Below are 17,416 nucleotides of genomic sequence, written 5' to 3'. Positions count from 1 at the left end.
CCTCTTTATTTCCGGGAAGTGGTTGAGCATTTCGCCTAAGGTCCTCGGGTGGACATCGTGAGCGTGGATGGTCGGGACAGGGCGGTTTTTGAGCGGTTTTTTGCGGTTCGGGATGGGGTGCGGCGGGAGGACGAGTTTCCGGTTGGGCTTGGGCTGGAAGAGGCTCGGGTGTTGATGGCCGGTGAGCACTCCGATGTGCGGGCCGATGGGATCGGGCTGGTCGATGGGGACGAGTGGCTGGGGATTGCCTGGCTCGACTGGTGGCTGCAGGAGAACACGCATCTCGTCGAGGTCGAGCTCGCGGTTGCCGCGCCGTACCGGCGTACGGGCGTCGGCAGCAAGTTGCTGGAGGTCGTCATCGACCGGGCGCGGCAGGACGGCCGGCGGTTGCTGTCCAGCTCGTTGCTGGGTGATGCGGAGACCGGAGAGAGCGCCGGTACTGCGTTCGCTGCCGCGCACGGGTTCGTCCGCAAACATGTCGAGCTGCACCAAGTGCTCGAACTGCCGCTGTCGGAGGCGAGACTCGCCGAGCTGGAACAACTGGCTCCCGGGTACACGATCGTCCAGTGGCGCGGTCCGCACCCCGAAGAGTGGATCGAGCAGTTCGCCGAGGCGCTGACCGCGATGGCCGAGGACGTGCCGACCGGCGAGCTGGACCACGAGCCGTCCCGCTGGACGCCCGAGCGGATCCGCGAGGCCGACGCGCGCCTGGCCAAGCAAGGCCGCTTCTGTTACACCACGATCGCGATCGATGCCGACGGACAGTTGGCGGCGTACACGGAGATGGGTGGCGCGGCCGCCAATCCAGAGCGCCTGTACCAATGGGGCACCTTCGTACGCCGCGAGCACCGTGGCCGGCGGCTGGGGATGGCCGTGAAGGTCCCGAACCTCCGCGCGCTACAGGCCGACCTCGACCACCCGGCCGTCGTACACACCTGGAACGCCACCACCAACGCACCGATGATCGCCGTCAACGACCACCTCGGCTTCCGCCGCGTCGCGCTGCGCACCAACTGGGAACGCGAGCTCTAGGCGAACACCCAATCCGGATACGACTTGGTCAGTACTGCGCGGTGGTCGCTCCAGTCCGCGGTACGGCGGGCCGGGTCGAGCGGGTCCGCGTAGCCACCGGTCAGCCGATAGCCCCAGGTGAAGGCGGCGACCGGTTCGAGGACGCGGGTGTGGATGACGTCCGGCACGATCACCAGGAACGTGTCCGCGCGCCACACCCCGTCCGGATCGCCGGGGTTCGCCGGTGCGTCGAAGAAGGTCGGCAGGTACCCGTAGGCATACAGCGGCCCGCCGTCGGCCAGGAACGGCAACGTGTCCACCAGAGCCTCGCCGTCAAACGAACGCGTGATGACCTGCACCCAGCCCATCACCGCGTTGAGGCCCTGCCCGTGGTACCGCAGCGTCGCAGTACAGATCGGGAAACCGCGGAACGCCTCCGCATCCAGGTCCGGTACGACGAGCTGATGCCCGGACGCCCACGGGTCGTGGTTGGCCAGCACCCGGATGTTGATCAGCCCGCGATGACCACGAACCTCGAACGGTACGGACAGCTCTCGTCTCATCCACCCCTCCTGACGCCATTCTCCAACGTGCACAAAGGAAACGGCGAACCCGGAGCCGAAGCCTTGCGCACCGGTGGTGACGAGAGGACGCTGGAAACGAGCAGCGTCTTGGGGGCAGCCTGTTCGGTGGGGGAAGACGGCGCCTGCCGTCTTCGGCCGGTGAGGTCTGGGGGATCTGGAATCGTTCCGGTCCGGAGCCTGTACTGCGTAGTGCGTTCCGTCCTTCTCGTGTCGCCCCCGCGTGCAAGGGGGAGAAATGCCGAGGAAGGCGAACGGAAGAGCGGACAAGACGGGGCGCGGCGCCGGGAACGAGATGCCCGGTGGAGCGATGCCGACCGGCACGAGCCGATCGGCGAACGGAATGCCGGGGATGAACGGCGGCGGATCCACGCCCGGGATGACCGGCGGCGGATCGGCAGCACCGGGGATGACCAGCGGCGGCGAACCTGCCCCGGGGATGACCGGCGGTGGCGGGCCTGCGCCGGGGATGTCTGGTGGTGGCGGCGGTGCGGGGGGCGGCGGGCAGGAGCATCCTCAGCGGCGGCAGTGTGGCGTGATGGAGGTGCATCGGCGGCTGCTGTCCACCTCACCGGAGTACGTCGCGGCCCGGTCCGCCCTGGAGAACGCGACCACGCAGTACGTCGCCGGTGAGCAGCGGTTCAGCGGCGTCGCGCAGATCCAGGTCGTGGTGCACGTGGTCTGGAACACCGCCGCGCAGAACATCTCGCAGGCTCAGATCGACAGCCAGCTCGAGGTGCTGAACCGCGACTTCCGCGCCACCAACTCCGATCTCGGCTTCGTGCCCGCGCCGTTCACCGGCCTGGTCGCCGACCCACGGATCGAGTTCCGGTTGGCCACGACCGACCCCGGCGGCAACCCGACGACCGGCGTCACCCGGACCCAGACGTCGCGCACGTCGTTCAGTACCGACGACGCGATCAAGTCGGCGGCGACAGGTGGCGCCGATCGTTGGCCGGCCGACCGGTACCTGAACATCTGGGTGGGGCAGCTCGGTGGCGGACTGCTCGGCTATGCGCAGTTCCCGGGCGGCCCGGCGGAGACCGATGGCGTGGTCATCCTGCACAGCGGGTTCGGGACGAACGGGACGGCCGCGGCGCCGTTCGATCTCGGCCGGACCACGACGCACGAGATCGGTCACTACCTGAACCTGTTCCACATCTGGGGCGACGACGGCACCGGCTGCAGCGGGAGCGACGAGGTCGCCGACACCCCCAACCAGGGCGGACCAAACTTCGGCGTACCGACGTTCCCGAAGCTGTCCTGCAGCAACGGGCCGGACGGCGACCTGTTCGTGAACTACATGGACTACACCGACGACCGCGGCATGGTGATGTTCACGGCCGGTCAGGTCGCGCGGATGGAGGCCTGTCTGGACACCGTGCGCACGGAGCTCAACCAGGGCTCGGACGCCGGTACTGCGCTGCCGACGCCGGCGGGCCCGGTGGTGTCGTGGGACGAGAACCGGGTCGACGCGTTCGTGCTCGGCACCGACCGCGCGATGTACCACAAGTGGTGGGACGGCACGGTCTGGAACGGTTACGAAAACCTGGGTGGTGTTGGTATGAGTGCTCCTGAAGTCGCGTCCTGGGGACCGAACCGGCTCGACGCGTTCGTGCTCGGAACCGACCACGGGCTCTATCACAAGTGGTGGGACGGCACCGCGTGGAACGGTTACGAGGCGCTCGGCGGTATCTGCATGAGTCCGCCCCGGGCCGCGGCCTGGGCGGAGAATCGGCTCGATGTCTTCGTGCTCGGGACCGACCGCGCGCTCTACCACAAGTGGTGGGACGGCACCGCGTGGAACGGCTTCGAGTACTTGGGTGGCATCTGCATGAGCCCGCCCGAAGTAGTTGCCTGGGGCCCCGATCGGCTGGACGTCTTCGTGCTCGGCACGGACAACGCGGTCTATCACAAGTGGTGGGATGGGACCGCCTGGAACGATTTCGAGTACCTCGGCGGTGTCTGCGCCAGTCCCCCGACCGCCGTGGCCTGGGGCCCGAACCGGCTCGACCTCTTCGTCATCGGGACCGACTCCGCGCTCTACCACAAGTGGTACGACGGTACTTCGTGGTCGGCCGACTGGGAGAACCTCGGCGGCATCTGCTCCAGCGCGCCGACTGCCGTGTCGTGGGCCGAGAACCGGCTGGACGTCTTCGTGGTGGGCACGGACTCCGCGCTGTACCACCAGTGGTGGGACGGTACGTCGTGGTCCGGGTTCGAGTCGCTCGGCGGCATTTGCGTCGACGAGCCGCGGGTGACCTCGTGGGGCGCTGATCGGTTGGACGTCTTCGTGGTCGGCACAGACGGCGGCCTGTATCACAAGTGGTGGGATGGAACTGCCTGGGGACCGTCGATCACCGGGTACGAGGCGCTCGGCGGGGTAGTCAGCGATTTTCGGCTGGACCGGCCGGTGGCGGACCAGATGCCGATGACCACAAGCGAGCAGGCGGTGCTGAACTGAACAGCCAGCTCGTTGGGCGGTGGTCGCACTCCTTCGAGGAGGACCACGACGGGGTGACCGTCTACCGCCGGGACGACTTCGCTTTCCCTCCGGCTCGTGGCCGGCGGGGAGTGGAGTTCCACGCCGACGGCACGTTCACCGGCTGGCTGATCGGCCGCGGCGATGCGCCGGAGGCCGCCGGTGCCGGGCGGTGGTCCGCGGGCGGTCAGATCAGTAGCGGTTCCGGCCCTACCGCGTCGATCGTCTCGGTGGCGGCGGATCGGTTGGAGATTCGGTGGGAGGGATGAGATGTCCGTTCGGTACTTGGTGGTGCCGACCGTGGATGCCGGTGACGGCGCCAGGTCGGCGCGTTGTGGAGACAAGACGATCTTGTGGGGACCCGCCGACCAGAAGCTAGGGCGCGCGTCCCGGACGGCGCCCGGCCTGCTGCTGGTGACGCAGGTCGGGCGGAGCTTCCAGGACGAGTACCCAGACGTCACACCGCTGCTCGATCACGGCCGGCATCTCGTGATCTCGGCTGCTGACAAACCACGGCGGTGTTCGAACCACTGCTGGCGAGTGGAGGCCCTCAAGCCCGGCTCCACCGTCGTCGACGTACCGGCGCGGGTTGCCCGGCGTGCCGATCCCGCGGTCAGCCAGCTGCTCGGCGAGCTGGCGCCGGCGTCGTACCAGGCTGATCTGACCTGGTTCGCGAGTCTGCCGACGCGGCATTCGCTCAGCCCGTCGTTCACCACCGCGGTGGACTTCGCCGCAGCCCGGATGGTTGCCCTCGGCTACCACGTCACCCGGATGCCGATCACCGTCGGCGCCGGCCGGTCGGAGAACCTGATCGGCGACCGTCCGGGCAGCGGTCCGGGTGCGCGTGGGCTCGTGGTGATCACCGCGCACCTCGACTCGATCAACCTCGCCGGCGGTGCCGGCGGCAATGCACCTGGTGCTGACGACAACGCGAGCGGCGCGGCCGGAGTACTGGAACTCGGTCGGCTGATCGCGAGCCGGCAGTGGCAACACGACGTACGGCTGATCCTCTTTGGTGGCGAGGAACAGGGCTTGTTCGGAAGCAAGCAGTACGTCGCCGCGCTGCCGGCTTCCGAGCGGGCGCGGATTCACGCGGTGCTCAACATGGACATGATCGCTGCGAAGAACACACCCGTTCCGACCGTGCTGCTGGAAGGCGCCCCGGTGTCCTCGGGGCAGCTCGACGACCTCGCCGCGGCGGCCGCGACGTACACAGGTCTGAAGGTGGAGACCTCGCTGCATCCCTTCGCCAGCGACCACGTGCCGTTCATCAACGCAGGAATGCCGGCGGTGCTCACGATCGAAGGCGCCGACAGCGCGAACGGACACATCCACTCGGCCGAGGACAAACTCGAGTTCCTCGACTGGCCGTTGGCGGCGGAGATCCTGCGCATGAACGCTGCAGCACTGGCCGGCTGGCTGAGATCCCTCAACGCGCCTGCTCGTCCCCAACCGGCAGGCTCGGCGGTTTCCTGGGGTCCCGGCCGTCTCGACATCTTTGTCATCGGCACCGATTCGGCTTTGCACCACAAGTACTGGGACGGCAGCAGCTGGCACGACTACGAGTCGCTCGGGGGTGTCATAGGCTAAGCAGGGTGAGGGATTTGGAGTGGAGTGGTTGCCTGAACACCCGTGAGCTCGGCGGTTTCCGGACCCGGTACGGCGGGGTGACGCGGCCGGGCACGATGATCCGGACCGACTCCCCCGACCAACTGGATGCCGACGGGCTGGCCACGTTGGCCGGACTCGACGCCGGGTTGGTCCTGGACCTGCGCTCCGACTCGGAGCTGGAGCGACCACATCCGCTGCATGACGCACCGGCGTACCGGCGGATTCCGTGGATCGACCCGGTCCGGGACAAGGACCGGGTGCCGGCCGACGAACCGTTGATGACCGACATCTATCGCGGCAGCCTCGATCGCAACAAGGGTCAGATCGTGCAGGCTCTGCGCGCGATCGTGGACGCACCGGATGAGCGGCCGGTCGTGGTGCACTGTCGAGCAGGCAAGGATCGGACCGGCCTGCTCGTCGCGCTGCTGCTCGAACTGGTCGGCGTGCCGCGGGAGGAGATCGCGGCTGATTACGCGATCAGTGAGCAGCGGTTGGGGGTTCTCGCACGGCTGGCCGCACTTCCGGCCGAGGAACGCGCCGCTGCGGAGCGGATCTGCCGGACCTTGCCCGAGACCATCCTCGACTCGCTGGAGTACCTCGATACGCAGTACGGCGGAGTCCGGGGCTACCTGACCGCTTGCGGTCTGACGTCCCTCGAGATCCACCGGCTGGCGACGCGTTTGGTCGACGTGCCGATCGAGGCGGTGGTCTTCGATTTCGACGGCCTGCTGATGGACACCGAGACGACCTTGGTGGAGAGCTGGCGGGCCGAGTGGGAGTATCACGGTCTCGAGCTCGATCTGGAGGACGATTTCTGGCCCGGACACGGCGGTGACACCAAGGAACTCCGCTACGGGCAGCTCGCGGCGCTGGTGCCGGGCTTCGATCGCGACGCCAGCCATGCGCGGCGGACGGCGCACCGCGAGCGGCTGCACGAGTCGATGGACTTCCGGCCGGGGATCCGCGAATGGTTGCACGAGGCCCGTGACCTGGGGATGAAGGTCGCCATCGCGAGTAGTTCCGAGCGCTCGTGGGTGGTCGGCCACCTGGAGCGGGTGCAGGCTCTCGAGCTGTTCGACCTCGTCGTGACCGGCGACGAGGTGGCGATGCACAAGCCTGATCCAGCGGTCTACCTGCTCGCTTTGGAGCGCCTGGGACTCCCCGGTACTGCGACCGTCGCGGTCGAGGACACCGCGCATGGCATCGCTGCCGCGGCCGCGGCCGGTATGGCCACCGTGGCGATCCCCAACCCGTACGTCGAGCCGGCTGCGGTCCGCGCGGCCGACCTGGTTCTGAGCAGCGCTGAGCAGCTCCCGCTCAGCGACGCTCTGCTGGCGCTTTCGCCTCCGGCTGCGCCTCAACCATAGGCCTGAAGGCCACGAGTCGGTTACGGTGAGCTGAAGTGGGACCGCTGGGGGGCGGCGCGGGCCTGGGGAGAGGATCCTGCGATGACACTGTTCGTGTTCGCTGCCGCGGCCGGATTCAGTCTGGCCGGGGTGCTCACCGACAACTCGGCGATGCTCGAGGTCGGGCTGGGACTGTGGGTGCTCTGCGTGCTGACCCCGATCTGGAGCTGGTTCCGCTCCCGCCGCCGCGATTTCCGTACGCCGGAAGCCGCCCGCGCGGCCGCCGAGGCGGGCGACCCCCGCGGGTTGCTGGCCCTCGCGCTGATCGCGAAGGACGCCGACGACCACAACGAGGCCGAACGCCTGCTGCTGCTCGCGATCGACCGCGGTGACGTCGACTCGATGTGGGAACTGGCCTGCCTGGTCGAGGAACGCGATGGAATCGATGCCGCGGAACCGTGGTACCGGATGGCCGCCGACAACAACCATGTCGCGGCCCGGCGCCTGCTGAGGCGCCGCGACCACGTCAACGGCGAGTCGCCGTCCTGACTCAGACCACCGAGAGCGGGAGCAGCTTCTTGCCGGTCGGGCCGATCTGGATCTCGGTCCCCATCTGCGGGCAGACACCGCAGTCGAAGCACGGCGTCCAGCGGCAGTCCTCGACCTCGATCGCGCCGTCCTCCTCGAGCGCGTCCTGCCAGTCCTCCCACAGCCACTCGCGGTCCAGCCCCGAATCCAGGTGGTCCCACGGCAGCACCTCGGCGTACTCGCGCTCGCGCGTCGTGTACCAGTCGAGGTCGACCGGCTCGTCAGCCAGCGCCTTCTCGGCGGAGGCGATCCAGCGCTCGTAGGAGAAGTGCTCGCTCCAGCCGTCGAAACGGCCGCCGTCGCGCCAGACCTGCTCGATGATCCGGCCGACCCGGCGGTCGCCGCGGGACAGCAGGCCTTCGATGATGCCCGGCTTGCCGTCGTGGTACCGGAAACCGATCGCCTTCGCGTACTTCTTGTCCGACCGGATCGCCGCGTTCAGCTTGGCCAGCCGGGCGTCGGTCTCCTCGACGCCGAGCTGCGAGGCCCACTGGAACGGGGTGTGCGGCTTCGGCACGAACCCGCCGATCGACACCGTGCACCGGATGTCGTTGCGGCCGGACACCTCGCGGCCGGTCGCGATCACCCGCTTGGCCAGGTCCGCGATCGCCAGCACGTCCTCGTCGGTCTCGGTCGGCAGACCGCACATGAAGTACAGCTTCACCTGCCGCCAGCCATGGCTGTACGCCGCGGCGACGGTGCGGATCAGGTCCTCCTCGCTGACCATCTTGTTGATCACCTTGCGCATCCGGTCCGACCCGCCCTCCGGGGCGAAGGTCAGACCGCTGCGCCGGCCGTTGCGGGAGAACTCGTTGGCCAGCGTGATGTTGAACGCGTCGACCCTTGTCGAAGGCAACGACAGTGAGACGTTGCTGCCCTCGTACCGGTCGCCGAGACCCTTCGCGACCTCGGCGATCTCGCTGTGGTCGGCCGAGGACAGGCTGAGCAGCCCGACCTCCTCGAACCCGGACTGCTTCAGCCCGTTCTCGACCATGTCGCCGATCGTGGTGATGCTGCGCTCCCGGACCGGCCGGGTGATCATCCCGGCCTGGCAGAACCGGCAGCCCCGGGTGCAGCCGCGGAAGATCTCCACGGAGTACCGCTCGTGCACGGTCTCGGCCAGCGGCACCAGCGGCTTCTTCGGGTACGGCCAGGCGTCCAGGTCCATCACGGTGTGCTTGGCGGTCCGCCACGGTACGCCGGGCCGGTTCGGCGCGACCCGCTTGATCCGGCCGTCGTCGAGGTAGTCGACGGTGAAGAACTTGGGGATGTAGACCCCGCCGGTGGAGGCGAGCCGGTGCAGCACCCCGTCGCGGCCGCCCGGGCTGCCCTCGTCCTTCCACTCCCGGATCAGCTCGGAGATGGCCAGCACGATCTCCTCGCCGTCACCGAGCACGGCCGCGTCGATGAAGTCCGCGATCGGTTCAGGGTTGAACGCGGCGTGGCCGCCGGCCAGCACGATCGGGTCCTCGTCGGTGCGGTCGACGGCGTACAGCGGGATGCCGGCCAGGTCGAGCGCGGTCAGCATGTTGGTGTAACCGAGCTCGGTGGAGAACGACAGCCCGAAGACGTCGAACGCCCGCACCGGCCGGTGGCTGTCCAGGGTGAACTGCGGGATCTGGTGCTCCCGCATGACCTTCTCCATGTCCGGCCAGACCGAGTAGGTCCGCTCCGCCAGGGTGTGCTCGCGCTCGTTCAGCACCTCGTACAGGATCTGCACGCCCTGGTTGGGCAGGGCGACCTCGTAGGCGTCCGGGTACATCAGCGCCCAGCGCACGCTCACCGAGTCCCAGTCCTTGCTGACCGAGTTGAGCTCACCGCCCACATACTGGATCGGCTTCTGCACAGTCGGCAGCAGCGCTTCCAGCCGCGGAAACAACGATTCAACAGTCATCACAGAACTTCCCACTCGACGCATACCTGTCCGCCCACCAGCCTAACGCCGCTGACCGCGAGCGCCCGCATCGGAGCCGCTCACCCGGCCGCTCACCTGGCGCTCAGCGCAGGGGTGACTTCTCCAGGAACTCGGCGGTGAGAGTCGCATCGACGCCCTCACCCCGTACCACGGCGACGACTTCGGGGTCGGCGAAGAGGGGGCGCAGCTCGGCAGGGATGGCGGCAGGCACCTCGTTCGGCGTGGCGGCCGCGGGGTCCGTTGGCGTGGTGGCGGGCGGGGCCGTAGTACCGACGTACTGGAGGTGTTCGGGGTAGCGGCCGAGGTGGCCGGCGAGTTTGGGCCAGCGCAGCATCAGGATGGTCCAGAGAGCGGTTTCCTGCTCGTGCAGGTGTTCAACCGTCAGGTTCACCCTGTGCAGGATTTCGATGCCGCGCGCAATGCCGTAGGCGTTCACCAGACGTTTCATCGCGCGCGGATTCGGGTCGCGCCCGAGTAGATCGCTGAACGGTTCCAGTGTGTGACTGAGCTGTTGCTGTGCGCGTTCGCTCACCATCTCGACCGCGACCGTCTCCAACCGTGCCTGTTGCTCGGCGGGCGTGTTGCCCGGCTTAGCGATCACCTCGTCGCGGAGCGCCTTCCCCGACTTACCCTGGAGCGCCCGGCTGCTGTCGGCGCGCGCCTTCTTCAGCGCTTCCGCGTCCGGCACGCTCGACGAGTGCAGCAATCGGTTCCAGTACGTGGTGATCGAGGCCCCCGAGCGCGGCAGGCCGGTCGAGATCTGGAAGGTCTTCTCCAGGAACAGGTAGCCGACCGGCCGGCCCGCATCCCCACCCGCGCTGACGAACCCCGAGTACTCCGCCGCGTAACTGTCCGCCAGCCAGTCGCGATCGGCGGCGATCACGTACGTCACCGGTACGTCGCGGAACAGCGTCTGGATGCCCTCCAGCAACTCCACGACGTACGGGCCCTTGCAGCGATCCAGATCGTCGATCATCACCACGACGTCGTGGCCGATCCACCTGGTCAGGTGGTCGACGTGATCCTGCACGGTCCGCATCGGATCGCTGGTGTTCGCCATGAATCGTCTGGCGCCCCGCGCGGACGTCGTGAAGACCCAGCGGCCCATCGCGTGCAGCAGACCCCAGATGGTGAGCACTGGCGTGACGATGGCGGCCGCGGCCGCGAGGTAGCCCTTGGCCGTGTCCGGCGAGAACAGGTTTTCCTTGCCGACGGCACCGAACCAGCCTGCCTGCCAGGCCCAGACGACGCCTCCCGCGACGAGCAGCAGCGCCAGATAGCCGGGCCAGCCCGCCTTCGAGCGCCACAGCCGCTCGCGAAACCACAGCCAGGCGGCGCGCGGCTTGTCGTCTCGCCAGAGCTCACGGACCGCACCGGAGTACAGAGTGGTCATCAGCCACCACCAGGGCGGCACGATGCGCTGGTGCCGCCAGGCGTTGAACTCGACCACGACGCAGCCCTTCTCCTCTTCACTGGACCGGCGCAGGTCGGCGGCGAGGAAGTTGAGGACGGACGTCTTACCGGCGCCCCAGGGCGCGTGCAGGTGGAGGATGAACGCGCCACCCCGCGGAGATCGCGAATCGCGAGCACGGCGGCTGTTCCTGGTCTCTTCCTTGCGAGCATCCCAAATCCGCTGCGCCAACACCCGCGCAAACCCCTCCCGCCCCAACTCATCGAAGTAAGCCGGCCCATCCGTATGAGTAGGCACCGCCTGCTGCTTGATCCCATCAGCACCCCCAGAAGAGCCCGCCTGGGCGACGTCGCTGGTATCGGCCGAGGAGGCGGGCTCAGCGGAGGAGCTGGGATCGGCGGCCGAGGTGCGTTTCGAGGAGGGAGACGACGGGTCGGGTCGACGCGCGTTGGGCGCGCGTGCCGGCTTGCTTGCCGGCTCGCTTGCCGACGAAGTCGATCAGGCTCTCGAAGACGTCGCGGTCGAGAACGTGAACGCTGAGTGGGCCAGGGCGGTCGCCGTAGCCAGTGGCTATCGCTGTCAGCGAGACCTCCGGCCTCAGCTGGTCGGTGGGGCCGGTGCCGAGGAGCGGGAACGCGACGGATACGCCGCTGCCCGTGATGTCGCCAACCCTGCGCGCGGCAGTCCGTACGTCTTGTTCGGCAGACTCCGGCGACGTCACCACTGCTGCGAGCATCACGCCCTGCGCCCCGTCAGCACTCGTCCTGATCAGCATGGCCCCGCCAGGCTCCATGCGAGTGGTCGACGCGTCGATCCCGCGCTCGGCCAGACTCCGGGTGAACCCGGGCGACGAGCGACCCGCCGTGTTGCAGGGCACCACCAGGAAAGCCGCGTCGCTTTCGAAGAGGTCGCCGAGGACGAGGTCTAGCTGACGCCCCTCGACAACCACCGACACCTGTTGCTGCTGTGTGGCCATGCACCCCTCCCCCGTGCAGGTTAGCGGTGATTGGTCAGGTGAGGTGGGACAGGAGGAGGTGGTTGACGAGGTCGGGGTGGGAGTAGGTGACTAGGTGGGCGGCGCCTTCGATGAATTCGAGGTGGGCGCCGGGGATCTGGGCGGAGAGTTCGACCACGGTTTCGGGTGGGACCGACTGGTCTGAGTCGGTTGTCACGAGGAGGACGGGGGCGGTGATGTCTCCCAGCGCAGGACGGAGATCCATGGCTCCGAGGGCTTCGCAGCAGGACGCGTAGCCCTCGTCCGAGGTGGCGAGCAACTGCTGACGGAGGACGTCGACCTCCGCGGCATGCGCATCGGCGTACTCGGGGAGGAACCAGCGGCTAAGTGTCGGCTCGGTGATCGCCTTGGTGCCCTCGGCACGCACCTGCGCAGCCCGGTCGGTCCACATCTGCGCCCCCGCAGCCGGGTACGCCGGCGGGCACAGCAGCGCGAAGCGGTGGAACCGGTCCGGTGCGTTCTCGGCCAGCCACAGCCCGACGGCGCCGCCGATCGAGATCCCGGCGTACGACGCCCGCTCCACCAGCAGTTCGTTGAGCAGCTCGACGACGTCCCCGCCGAGATCGTCGATCGTGTACGGCCCGTCCGGCGCCTCCGAGTCGCCGTGGCCGCGATGGTCGAACGCGATCACCCGGAACCGCTGCGCCAGCGTTTCTAGCTGCGGTGCCCACATCGCGTGCGTCGTACCGAGTGACGAGCCGAGCAGCAGCACGGGCGCATCCTCGGGCCCGGTGGTCTCATAGTTGAGTCGCATGCCCCCACCTTACGAAGCATCGCCCTCCGACGGGGCGACGTACTGCGCGAGTCCGTGACCGAGCGACCAGTCGGCCGACTGGTTCTCCGTCACGGTGATGAACACGTTCCGCGGCTCGGTGCCGGCGTACTCCTGCGCGAGCTCCGCCGTACGCCGGTACAGGGCCTGTTTCTGCGCGGGCGTGCGGCCCGCGCGCATCGTGATCGCGATGAACACGATGCCGTCGTCGCGAGGGATGCCGAAGTAGTCGTCGTAGCGAAGCGTGCTGGTGGTGCCGTCATGGCCGGTCAGGACCTGGAACCAGTCGTCCGGCGGGATGCCGATGGTTTCGACCATCGCGTCGCGGACGGCTCGGCCCAGCGCGTCCAGCTGGTCAGGCGTGGTGGCCGAGTTCATTGCGTCAATGCGGACGAACGGCATCCTTGGGTTCTCCTCTGCGGTGGTTTGTACCTACTAGTATGCGCAGTCCTGCACTACCGAGTTGAGGAGTTGCTTGATGATGGACGGCGTACCCGGGCCGGCCGCGGTGGCCGAACTGGCGGAAGTGGTGCGGAGCGGGTTCGTTGAGAGTCGGCATTTCGGGTTGGCGGTGGCGCTGGATCCGGATGGCAAGCAGCTGTTCGCGGCGGGCGAGGTGGATGCCGTCGTACTGCCGCGGTCGACCGCCAAGCCGTTGCAGGCGGTGGGATGTATCGAGTCCGGCGCCGAGCTCGACGCCGAGCAGGCCGCGATCGCTGCCGGGAGTCATACCGGTGAGGATCGGCATGTCGCGCTGGTGGACCGGATCCTCGCGTCGGCCGGGCTCGAGCGCGATGCTCTGCGGTGCCCGCCGGACCGACCGGAGGACGAGCCGACCCGCTTCCGCTTGATTGCCGAGGGCATCGAACCGCAAAGGGTCCGGATGAACTGCTCGGGCAAGCACGCCGCGATGCTCAAGGCAACTGTTGCCCAAGGCCACGACCCGGCCCGGTATCTCGACGCCGACTCCGCAGTCCAGAGGACGATCGCGGCAGCCGTGGAGCGGCTGACCGAGGCCTCGACCGGCATCGTGACCGTCGACGGCTGCGGCGCTGCCCTGCTCGGCATGCCGTTGTCCGGCCTCGCACACGCCTTCGGCCGCCTCGCCACAGCACCAGCCGGTACTGCGGCCGGCCGGGTGGCTCGTGCCATGCGCGAGCACCCAGAACTCGTTGGTGGCAACGGACATCAGAACAGCGAGGTCATGCGGCTGCTCCCCGGTGTCGTCGCCAAGGGCGGCGCGGAAGGCGTGATCGCGATGGCCACTCCGGACGGCCACGCTGTCGCGGTGAAGGTCATCGACGGCAACCCGCGAGCCACCACCGCGCTGGCCCTCACCCTCCTGCAGAAATGCGGCGTCGACGTCACGCCCGCCAGGGCGCTGATCGAGTTGCCAGTCCTCGGCGGCGGCCGTTCCGTGGGCGAGATCCGCCCGACGATCTAGCGCTTTTGTCAGGTCCCGGAAACGTTTAAGTCCCTACCCACCCCGCGGCGGCGCCACTACCGTCACTTGGGAGCGCTCCCGATCCGGGACGCCAACCAGGCTGCCCGCCCGCGGCGCTTGCCCGTGCCAAAGGTGGGCCATCGAGGAGGGATTGACGTGAGGCTCTTCCGAAACACTGCGCTGGCGTGCGCACTCGCCGGCGTCACCGGCGCGCTTCTGGTGGCGCTGCCGGCACCGGTAGCCCACGCCCATGGTGCCTTTACCTTTCCCGGCAGCCGGACCTACCTGTGCTACGTCGACGGCAAGGAAGGCGGCAACGGCGGCGACCTCAAACCGACCAACCCGGCGTGTGCGGACGCGTGGAACACCGGCGACCACTATCCGTTCTGGAACTGGTTCGGCAACCTGATCAGCAACGCCGGCGGCCGGCACCGCGAGATCATCCCGGACGGCAACCTGTGCGGGCCCGATGCGCGGTTCGCCAAGTTCCGGGCAGCGCGATCGGACTGGCCGACCACCACCATCCGGCCCGGTGCGACGATCAATATCCGCTACAACGCGTGGGCGCCACATCCGGGCACGTGGACGCAGTACATCACCCGGGACGGCTGGGACGTCAACCAGCCTCTGCGCTGGTCGGACCTGGAACCAGCGCCGTGGAACCAGGTGACCAACCCGCCTCTGAACGGCAATGGCCCGTACGGTCCGGAATGGACCTGGCCGGCCACGCTGCCGGCGAACAAGACCGGCCGCCACATCATCTACTCCATCTGGCAGCGCAGCGACAGTCCCGAGGCGTTCTACCAGTGCGCGGACGTCAACCTGACCACCGATCCGGGCGAGCCCACGCCTACACCGACGCCGACGCCGACGACTCCCCCACCGCCAACCACCTGTTCGGTGTCCTACTCCACGCCAAGCCAGTGGAACAACGGCTTCACGGCCAGCGTGCGGGTGACCAACACCGGCCAGAACGCGGTCAATGGCTGGACCGTGCGGTGGACCTGGCCAAGTGGTCAACGAGTGGTGGGCGAAGGGTGGGACGCCACTGTGGTGAACAACGGCGCTACCGGGGCGATCGCCTCCAATGCCTCCTGGAACTCGGTCATCCGGCCGGGCGAGTCGGTGACGTTCGGTTTCAACGGCTCGCACACCGGCACGAATCCACCACCAACCGACCTGGTCGCCTGCCAGCCCGCGACACCAGCCAAATCGGCGCCGGCCCCGGCACCAGCCAAGGCGGCGCCGACCCAGACCGATCAAGGCGACGGCGTCCTGATGCGAATCCTGGCAACCTTCCAGGCCTTCGAAGATCTCCAGCACAACCACTCGAACCACCACGGAAGCAACCACTCACACGCCCCACGGTGATCCCGCAGTCGCCCATGATCCGTCCGATCCGCTCCAACGGATCGGACGGATTGCGAACGGCGCCGAGGCGGTCGAGCTGGCCGGGCGACTGATCGCCTAGCGGTAAAGCGCCAAGGCGCCGGTTAGGGAGTCGACTGTTTGGCGGGGGCCGTGGATGGCAAGGGCTGTGTAGACGAGGTCTTCGGCTTTGGTGCCGCTCATCGTGGCCAGGTACTCCGCGTAGGTCCGCGACATCCGGGCGACCTGGTTGATGTCGTGGACCACGACGCCTTCGCGGGCTGCCGCGGCCTCGCGGAGTTCGACCAGTCGCGCTGCATCCGCCTTCAGCACCGGGATCGGGTGGATGCAGATTCCGGGATGTGCATAGCCCGAGCCGTCCCGCGAGTCCTCGCCGACCATGTCCGGGAGCTCCGCGCCGAGTCCGACCCCGACCAGAGCTGCCGCGTTGACCGCCACTCCGGCGGGTGCGTCCATATCAATGATGACAACTACCTTGTTCGCCTCCACAGCGAGAACGCTAGCCGCCTGGACGGGCTGAAGGCTTTCGAACCGAACGATGTTCGGCAGATCTGCCAAACTGGGCCGCATGGACGAACTTGATACGGCGCTCCTGCGGATGCTCCAGAACGACGCTCGCCGCACCAACCGCGAAATGGCGGCCGAACTCGGGATCGCGCCGTCCACCTGCCTGGAACGCGTCCGTGGTCTCCGCGAGCGCGGCGTGATCAGCGGGTTCCACGCCGAGGTGGACCTGGCCGCGATCGACCGCTCCACCCAGGCGATCATCTCGATCAAGCTCCGGCCGCAGGCGATGGCGGTGGCGACCACGTTCCAGTCGTACGTCCAGGGCCTGCCGGAGACGCTGGCGATGTTCATGGTCTCCGGCGGCTCGGACTTCCTGGCTCACGTCGCGGTCCGCGACACCCAGGCACTGCGCGACTTCGTCCTCGGCTTGGCCAAACGCCAGGAGATCGCCGACATCCGCAGCTCAGTAGTCTTCGAACACCACCGCCGCACCACAGTCCTACCCCTCCCACCCCGCTGACCGCGCCACGGTTCTGACCCCGCCGGCCGCGGTACCCGGCAGGCGCGGGTTCAGCCGGCGGGCTTTTCCAGGACGATGCGGGCCTTCTCGACGGCTGCTTCGGTGGCGCTGTCGAGTTCGCCCGGCTGGCCCGCCAGGATGGCGACCGTGAGGGCGACGTCGCCGATGCCGCTGACCGCGGTGGCGAACTCGAGGCCCTTCTTCGGTCCGCTGACCCCGGTCAGCTTGAAGGCGAACGGGGTGTCACCGAACTCCGGGGCCTGGAGCTCGACCACGTCCATCGAGGTGGAGCCCTGACCGTTGAAGCGCAGCGTCACCTTCTTGCACGAGGCAACGGCTTCCCGGTACGACGTCAGCAGCTTGCCGACGGCCTTCGAGGTGTTCATCGAGTCGAGGCGGAAGTCGAGGTACGGGCCTTCCTGGCCGGCCGTGAAAGAGCTGTTCGCACTGGCCTTGGAGTCCTGAGCCTCGTCGGCGTTCAGGTGCTTCACCAGCGTCTTGCACTTGCTCGTCGGCGCCGAGAACGCCAAGGTGTGGCCGTCGGTCTCGGTGGAGAAGCCGCTCGGCAGGTCCTTCAGGTTGAGCAGCGCCTTGGTCAGTTCGGTCTTCGTGCGCTTGACCGGTCCGGTCTCGGTCGGCGTTTCGGTCGGCGTACTGTCAGCAGGCGTCGCGATCACCGACGGTGTCGACGAGGGACTGGCTGAACTGCCGGGACTGTCCCCGCCGCAGGCGGTCAGCGTCAGCGAGACGGCGGCAGCAAGGACGAACGGGAACGATGACGCGAGCTTCATGACCCATCCAGAACCGTCGAGGGGCGCAGGGAA

At 68.2% G+C, this 17,416-nt stretch carries 17 protein-coding genes; 9 read left to right on the top strand and 8 right to left on the bottom strand.

The window, feature by feature from the left end:
• Positions 1–48: 48 nt before the first annotated feature.
• Positions 49–1,032, top strand: a complete 984-nt coding sequence (locus tag AB0F51_RS19940; protein ID WP_360281890.1) for a GNAT family N-acetyltransferase — start codon at positions 49–51, stop codon at positions 1,030–1,032.
• On the opposite strand, the gene AB0F51_RS19935 is transcribed toward AB0F51_RS19940, so the two are convergent.
• The gene (locus AB0F51_RS19935; RefSeq protein WP_360281888.1) at positions 1,029–1,574 is read right to left on the bottom strand and encodes a hypothetical protein; all 546 of its coding nucleotides are present in this window, start codon (positions 1,572–1,574) and stop codon (positions 1,029–1,031) included. The genes AB0F51_RS19940 and AB0F51_RS19935 overlap by 4 nt on opposite strands.
• A 256-nt stretch (positions 1,575–1,830) precedes the next feature.
• Here AB0F51_RS19935 and AB0F51_RS19930 point away from each other — a divergent pair, with 256 nt between their 5' ends.
• The 5 genes from AB0F51_RS19930 to AB0F51_RS19910 all read left to right on the top strand — a co-directional run bounded on the left by AB0F51_RS19930 (position 1,831) and on the right by AB0F51_RS19910 (position 7,580).
• A complete protein-coding gene (locus AB0F51_RS19930) occupies positions 1,831–4,056 on the top strand; it encodes a M43 family zinc metalloprotease (protein WP_360281886.1) in 2,226 nt (741 codons plus the stop codon).
• Positions 4,057–4,109: 53 nt separating this feature from the next.
• Positions 4,110–4,343 (top strand): hypothetical protein, encoded by a 234-nt coding sequence (locus AB0F51_RS19925; RefSeq protein ID WP_360281884.1) that lies wholly within the window; start codon positions 4,110–4,112, stop codon positions 4,341–4,343.
• 1 nt (position 4,344) lies between these two features.
• On the top strand, positions 4,345–5,664 hold the full coding sequence (locus tag AB0F51_RS19920; RefSeq protein WP_360281882.1) for a M20/M25/M40 family metallo-hydrolase: 1,320 nt from the start codon (positions 4,345–4,347) through the stop codon (positions 5,662–5,664).
• A 5-nt stretch (positions 5,665–5,669) separates the two neighbouring features.
• Positions 5,670–7,052 carry an HAD-IA family hydrolase gene (locus tag AB0F51_RS19915; protein WP_360281880.1) on the top strand — a complete coding sequence of 461 codons (1,383 nt, stop codon included), beginning with the start codon at positions 5,670–5,672 and terminating at the stop codon, positions 7,050–7,052.
• 81 nt (positions 7,053–7,133) lie between these two features.
• A complete protein-coding gene (locus AB0F51_RS19910) occupies positions 7,134–7,580 on the top strand; it encodes a hypothetical protein (RefSeq protein ID WP_360281878.1) in 447 nt (148 codons plus the stop codon).
• Between the two features lies 1 nt (position 7,581).
• Here AB0F51_RS19910 and AB0F51_RS19905 read toward each other — a convergent pair whose 3' ends face one another.
• The 5 genes from AB0F51_RS19905 to AB0F51_RS19885 form a co-directional block, all read right to left on the bottom strand.
• Positions 7,582–9,513, bottom strand: a complete 1,932-nt coding sequence (locus AB0F51_RS19905; RefSeq protein ID WP_360281876.1) for a TIGR03960 family B12-binding radical SAM protein — start codon at positions 9,511–9,513, stop codon at positions 7,582–7,584.
• Between the two features lie 103 nt (positions 9,514–9,616).
• A complete protein-coding gene (locus tag AB0F51_RS19900) occupies positions 9,617–11,242 on the bottom strand; it encodes a P-loop NTPase fold protein (RefSeq protein ID WP_360281874.1) in 1,626 nt (541 codons plus the stop codon).
• Positions 11,243–11,321: 79 nt separating this feature from the next.
• Positions 11,322–11,921 carry a hypothetical protein gene (locus AB0F51_RS19895; protein ID WP_360281872.1) on the bottom strand — a complete coding sequence of 200 codons (600 nt, stop codon included), beginning with the start codon at positions 11,919–11,921 and terminating at the stop codon, positions 11,322–11,324.
• 34 nt (positions 11,922–11,955) lie between these two features.
• Complete coding sequence (gene pcaD, locus AB0F51_RS19890) at positions 11,956–12,714, bottom strand: 3-oxoadipate enol-lactonase (protein WP_360281870.1); 759 nt, start codon at positions 12,712–12,714, stop codon at positions 11,956–11,958.
• Between the two features lie 9 nt (positions 12,715–12,723).
• Positions 12,724–13,134, bottom strand: coding sequence for a tautomerase family protein (locus AB0F51_RS19885; protein ID WP_360281868.1), 411 nt, complete (start codon positions 13,132–13,134; stop codon positions 12,724–12,726).
• 76 nt (positions 13,135–13,210) lie between these two features.
• Between AB0F51_RS19885 and AB0F51_RS19880 the strand changes: the two genes are divergently transcribed.
• Together AB0F51_RS19880 and AB0F51_RS19875 are read left to right on the top strand one after the other, a co-directional pair.
• A complete protein-coding gene (locus AB0F51_RS19880) occupies positions 13,211–14,176 on the top strand; it encodes an asparaginase (RefSeq protein ID WP_360281866.1) in 966 nt (321 codons plus the stop codon).
• A gap of 156 nt (positions 14,177–14,332) precedes the next feature.
• A complete protein-coding gene (locus AB0F51_RS19875) occupies positions 14,333–15,547 on the top strand; it encodes a lytic polysaccharide monooxygenase (protein WP_360281864.1) in 1,215 nt (404 codons plus the stop codon).
• Between the two features lie 96 nt (positions 15,548–15,643).
• On the opposite strand, the gene AB0F51_RS19870 is transcribed toward AB0F51_RS19875, so the two are convergent.
• Positions 15,644–16,054: a DUF2000 domain-containing protein gene (locus AB0F51_RS19870; RefSeq protein ID WP_360281862.1), complete on the bottom strand. Its 411-nt coding sequence runs from the start codon at positions 16,052–16,054 to the stop codon at positions 15,644–15,646.
• 79 nt (positions 16,055–16,133) lie between these two features.
• On the opposite strand from AB0F51_RS19870, the gene AB0F51_RS19865 reads away from it, so the two are divergent.
• The gene (locus AB0F51_RS19865; protein ID WP_360281860.1) at positions 16,134–16,592 is read left to right on the top strand and encodes an Lrp/AsnC family transcriptional regulator; all 459 of its coding nucleotides are present in this window, start codon (positions 16,134–16,136) and stop codon (positions 16,590–16,592) included.
• Positions 16,593–16,642: 50 nt separating this feature from the next.
• Here AB0F51_RS19865 and AB0F51_RS19860 read toward each other — a convergent pair whose 3' ends face one another.
• A complete protein-coding gene (locus AB0F51_RS19860; RefSeq protein WP_360281858.1) occupies positions 16,643–17,383 on the bottom strand; it encodes a hypothetical protein in 741 nt (246 codons plus the stop codon).
• Positions 17,384–17,416 lie beyond the last annotated feature (33 nt).

Origin of the sequence: Kribbella sp. NPDC023855 (assembly GCF_040639475.1) — a bacterium.
In the GTDB taxonomy this organism is placed as follows: Bacteria; Actinomycetota; Actinomycetes; order Propionibacteriales; family Kribbellaceae; genus Kribbella.
The sequence above is the reverse complement of the archived record's forward strand: the minus strand, read 5'-3'. Positions and strand labels throughout refer to the sequence as shown.